The organism is Streptomyces sp. SID12501 (assembly GCF_010550245.1).
In the GTDB taxonomy this organism is placed as follows: domain Bacteria; phylum Actinomycetota; class Actinomycetes; order Streptomycetales; family Streptomycetaceae; genus Streptomyces.
Genome location: NZ_JAAGLU010000647.1, coordinates 1 through 443 on the forward strand (window position 1 = coordinate 1; position 443 = coordinate 443).

Genomic DNA, 443 nt, shown 5'->3' on the forward strand with positions numbered 1-443 from the left:
AGGTAGTCTACATCGACAAGGTCGACAGCCGCTACCCGGTCCGGATGTACTCCCGCATCGGCCGCCCCGTCCCGCTGACCGTGGCCGCCGTCGCGAAGGTGATCCTGGCCGACCTGCCGGAGGCCGACCGGCGGAGCCTGGCCGCGCGTATCGAATACCCCCGCTACACCGCCCGCTCCACCCCGGACGCGGACGCCTTCCTGACCGAGCTGGCCCTGGTGCGCCGGCAGGGCTGGGCCGCCGACCTGGGCGGCCACGAGGAGGCGCTCAACTGCGTGGGCGCGCCCGTGCGCGGCCCGGGCGGGCGGGTCGTCGCCGCGATGTCCGTCTCCGCGCCCGGTGTGGTCGCGGGCCCCGACGAACTGCTCGAACTGCTGCCCCTGGTACGCCGCAGCGCCGACACCATCAGCCGGGAGTACTCCGGCTCCGAACCCAGCGAGGAC

1 protein-coding gene is annotated in these 443 nt (G+C 74.3%); it reads left to right on the top strand.

Translation table 11 applies throughout. The features are described from left to right. The coding region (locus G3I71_RS47715) for an IclR family transcriptional regulator (protein WP_275409455.1) at nucleotides 1-443 on the top strand (443 nt) is incomplete at both ends.